Genomic DNA, 4,652 nt, shown 5'->3' with positions numbered 1-4,652 from the left:
CCTGCAAATCCAAGAGATTGTAGCACCGATCGCCCCCTTTGACCAGGTATGAAAGTATTTGAAAAATGCCGCGAAAAAGGCCTAGAGCATGGCCTGGATCGCCCCCACGATGGGCAGGAATATGGCCGACGCCACCAGCGCCACGATGCCGCCGACGAAGATTATCAAGAGGGGCTCTATGACGGCCGTCAGGCGCTTTATCTTTTCGTCCAGTTCCTGCTCGAACCAGTCGGCCACCTTGCCCAGCATCTCCTCCAGGCGGCCCGTCTGCTCCCCGATGGTGATCATGTGGGCCACCATGATGGGGAAGACCTTCGTCCTGGCCACCGTCTCCCCCAGGGCCTGCCCCCGGCGGGCCGCCTCGCGCATGTCGATGTAGGCCTTCTCGACGACGTAGTTGTTGGCCACCTCGGAGGTCATCTCCAGGGACATCAGGATGGGCACCCCCGCCTCGACCAGGGCCGAGAGGGTGCGGTTCGTCCTGGCCATGATGGTCTTGTAGAAGATGTCGCCCACGACGGGGAGTTTGAGTTTTATCCTGTCCAGGAAGGGTCGGGTGGCCTTCATCCTGTTAAAAAGCACTATGAGCACGATGACGGCGAAGACCCCCGCCAGGAAGACGTACCACTTCTCGCTCATCCAGACGGCGAACTTGAAGGTCACCTTCGTCACCGCCGGCAGTTCTATCCCCATGGAGTCGAAGACCTGGGCGAAGCGGGGGACGATGAAGGTGATGAGGATATAGACCACCCCCAGGGCGAAGGTGACCACCACGGCGGGGTAACTGACGGCGGAGTAGATCTTGGACCGCAGTTCCTGCTGCTTTTCCAGGAAGGTGGCCAGCCTCTCCAGGCTCGAGTCGAGCACGCCCCCCTCCTCGCCGGCCCGGACGATGGAGACCATCAGCACCGAGAAGGCCTTCTGGGTGCGCATGGCGGCGCTGAAGGACATGCCGCCGTCGACCAGTTTCTTGACCTCCCGGATGGAGGCGGCGAGCCGCTTGTTCCTGGTCTGCTCCCCCAGGATCTCCAGGGCGCTCCCCAGGTTGATCCCCGAGGAGATCATCGTGGCCAGTTGCCGGAACATGACGGCCCTGTCCTTCAGGGGGATGGTGCTTATCATCCTGAGGCGGTCCATGAGGGAGGGCTTTTCCGCCCCCGCAGCGGCCTCGAAGGAAAGGGGTATCAGGCCGCGGTTTCGTATCATCGCGGCGGCCTGGGCCTGGCTGTCGGCGTTCATGAAGCCGCTGACGGTATCGCCCTTGGGGTTGCGGGCCTTGTACTTGAACCTCACGAAGCGCACCCCCGAATCATCAAGATAACACTCTCGCAATTATATATGAATTCTATTTAAATAAAGGCGCCAAGTCAATATGCCTCGTTATCTTGCTAAAAAGACGTCTCGAAGACGAGCCTTTCCAGGTCCTTCGTATCGTGGGCCCTGGCCCTGGCCGTGTCGAAGGGGATGACCCCGTCCCTGACGCGGCGGGCCAGGTCCTGGTCCATGGTGTGCATGCCGAAGGAGGAGCCCGTCTGCATGATGCTCACCATCTGGGAGACCTTGGCCTCGCGGATGAGGTTCCTCACGGCCGGCGTGGCGAACATGAGATCGGTGGCCACCACCCTCCCCCCGCCGGGGACGGGGATCAGTTGCTGGGTGCAGGCCCCGATGAGCACGTTGCTCAGTTGCTGGCGTATCTGCTGCTGCTGGTGGGGGGGAAAAACGTCGATGATGCGGTCCACCGTCTGGGCGGCGCCCTGGGTGTGAAGGGTGGCGAAGACCAGGTGCCCCGTCTCGGCGGCCGTCACCGCCGCCGAGATGGTCTCCAGGTCCCTCATCTCGCCGATGAGGATCACGTCGGGGTCCTGCCTCAGGACCCTCTTCAGCGCCTCGGCGAAGCTCCAGGTGTCGGTCCCCACCTCCCTCTGGTGGATGAGGGCCATGCCGGAAGTGTGCAGGTACTCGATGGGGTCCTCGATGGTGACTATGTGGCAAGCCCTGGTCTGGTTTATCTCCTGGATGAGGGAGGCCAGGGTGGTGCTCTTGCCGCTCCCCGTGGGGCCCGTCACCAGGAAGAGCCCCCGGTGCTTTTTCGTCACATCGCTAAGGGGAGAGGGCAGTTGCAGTTCCGCTATGGTCCTTATCCTGGTGGGTATGGTCCGCAGGGCCATCCCCGGGTTGCCCCGCTCGAAGAAGCAGTTGCCCCTGAAGCGGGATGTCTCCCCCGTGGGTGCCGTGAAGGCGAAGCTGAAGTCCATCTCCAGTTTCTCCTCCAGGTCCTCTATCTGCCTGCGGGTGAGGACTTCGCCCGTCATGGAGCGGACGTCCTCGGCCTCGAGGACGCCGTAGGTCGTCAGCGACAGGAGGTCGCCGTCGATCCTCACCGTGGGGTAAAGCCCCGTGCCCAGGTGTATGTCGGTGGCCTGTTTGCGGATCGCTTCCGCCAGTATCGGCTGCAGGGATATCGCCATGCTGTGAGCCTCCCCCCGTCTCCTTCGCTCAGTTGAGGGTCACCTGGAGGACCTCCTCCAGGCTGGTGACGCCGTCCACCACTTTGCGCAGCCCCGAGTCCCTGAGGGTCCTCATGCCCTTGCTGACGGCCTCCTGCTGTATCCTGTGGCCGGCCGCCCCTTCCAGCACGAGGTTTTCGATCTCCTCGTCGACCTTCATGATCTCGTAGATGCCGGAACGCCCCCGGTAACCCGTCCCGCGGCAGGCCTCGCACCCCAGGGGTTTGAAGGCCCTGGTCCCCCGGGGGAGCCCCAGGTCGGTGGCGGTGCTGTCGGGGATGGTGTACTCCTGCTTGCACTCCTCGCAAAGTTTGCGGACGAGCCGCTGGGCCATGACGGCCAGCAGCGACGACGAGACCAAAAAGGGCGCTATGCCCATCTCCACGAGCCTGATGGAGGCGCTGGGAGCGTCGTTGGTGTGGAGCGTGGAGAGCACCAGGTGACCCGTGAGGGCCGCCCGGACGGCCAGCTGGGCCGTCTCCAGGTCGCGGATCTCCCCCACCATTATCTTGTCGGGGTCCTGCCGGAGGATGGACCTCAGCGCCTCGCCGAAGGTTAGGCCCGCCTTCTCGTTGACCTGGATCTGGTTTATGCCGGTCATGGTGTACTCCACGGGGTCCTCCACGGTGATGATGTTGACCTCGGGCTTGCTCAGCCTCTCCAGGATGGAGTAAAGGGTCGTCGACTTTCCGCTCCCCGTGGGCCCCGTGACGAGGAGTATTCCGTAGGGGGCCGCCATTATGCCGTCGACGATGATCCTATCGTCGGTTTCGAGGCCGAGTTTTTCCAGCCCCACCATGGCGTTGGACTGGTCCAGGAGACGGAGGACGACCTTTTCACCGAAGATGGTGGGGAGCGTCGAGACGCGGAGGTCGATGTTCTTGTTGAGGGTCTTTATCAGGATCCTGCCGTCCTGGGGGCGCCTTTTCTCGGAGATGTCTATGTTGGCCATGATCTTTATCCTGGAGGAGACGGCGGGGTGCAGTTTCCTGGGGAAGTCGACGGCGTCGAAAAGGGAGCCGTCGACCCTGTACCTGACCCGGGTGACCTTCTCGAAGGGCTCGATATGGATATCGGAGGCCGCCTCCCGGACGGCCTGCTCCATGATGGAGTTGACCAGTTTGACCACCGGGGCGTCGTCGGCGCTGGAGCCCTTGCCCTCGCGGTCCAGGTCGGCGGGGCTGGCGGACTCCACCACCTCGACCATGGCGTCGTCCAGGGACAACTGCACCTCGTAGAACTTGTCCAGGTCGCGGAATATCTCCGTCGACGTGGCGATGCCCACCTCCACCTCCATCCCGGTGAGGAGGCGCAACTCGTCGATGGCCAGCACGTTCAGCGGGTCCGCCATGGCCACCATGAGCCTGTTGTTGTCGAGGATGGCCAGCGGCACCAGTTCCAGCCTGCGGGCGACGCTCTCGGGGACGATCCGCAGGGCCTCGCCCATGGGGCGGTAGCGGGCGAGGGATATGAGGGGGACCTTCAGTTGCCTGCTGAGGACCTCGGCCAGTTGCCGCTCCGTCAGCAGCTGCTTGGAGACCAGTATCTCGCCGAGCCTCTTCTTGGAGTACTTCTGCTCCGAGAGGACCCTCTCCAGGGCTTCCTGCGACAGGAGGCCCGAACTGACGAGGAGGTCTCCCAGCCTGAACTGCAATTGGCCGTTGGCGTACTTTTCCTGCGGCACGAATATCACCTCGAAATAGTGACACAGCCTGCATCGGCGGGCTTCTCTGCATGCACTTTCTATATCATACAACAAAAGAAAGGACAAGGAGAACTTAAGAGTGTAAAAGGGAGACAACAACCGTGAATCGTGAATCGAAAGGTCAAATTCGCAGGCGAATCGCTTTGCTCTTGCGACTCGTATATTCTTTCGTCGGTTCTAAAATAAGCCCTGTAAGGCAGTAGGTTTCGGGACGGCGAAGACCGATTTGCGACTTACGGCCCTTACGATGTCTTATTGCCCTATACTTTGACCGGGGTGTAAAATTCACCCGGCGAAGGGGGGAGGCCGCTTGACCGATTCTCGTGCAACCGGAAAAGCCTGGGAGACGGAGTTCGCGGCGCTGGACCTGGAGACGACGGGGCTCGACCCCCTGAAGGACCGCATCGTCGAGGCCGCGGCCGTCGTCTTCAAGGGGG

General features: G+C 62.2%; 3 protein-coding genes. All 3 read right to left on the bottom strand.

All coding sequences use genetic code 11. From position 1 onward, the window contains the following. Positions 1–81: 81 nt before the first annotated feature. The gene (locus GX108_03300; protein NLO56069.1) at positions 82–1,293 is read right to left on the bottom strand and encodes a type II secretion system F family protein; all 1,212 of its coding nucleotides are present in this window, start codon (positions 1,291–1,293) and stop codon (positions 82–84) included. Between the two features lie 95 nt (positions 1,294–1,388). Beyond that, positions 1,389–2,471: a type IV pilus twitching motility protein PilT gene (locus GX108_03295; protein ID NLO56068.1), complete on the bottom strand. Its 1,083-nt coding sequence runs from the start codon at positions 2,469–2,471 to the stop codon at positions 1,389–1,391. A gap of 28 nt (positions 2,472–2,499) precedes the next feature. Continuing rightward, complete coding sequence (tadA, locus tag GX108_03290; protein NLO56067.1) at positions 2,500–4,194, bottom strand: Flp pilus assembly complex ATPase component TadA; 1,695 nt, start codon at positions 4,192–4,194, stop codon at positions 2,500–2,502. Between the last annotated feature and the right edge of the window lie 458 nt (positions 4,195–4,652).

The sequence above is a fragment of the Thermovirga sp. genome (assembly GCA_012523215.1).
Classification (GTDB): Bacteria; Synergistota; Synergistia; order Synergistales; family Thermovirgaceae; genus 58-81.
This window is presented reverse-complemented; position numbering and strand designations above follow the sequence as displayed.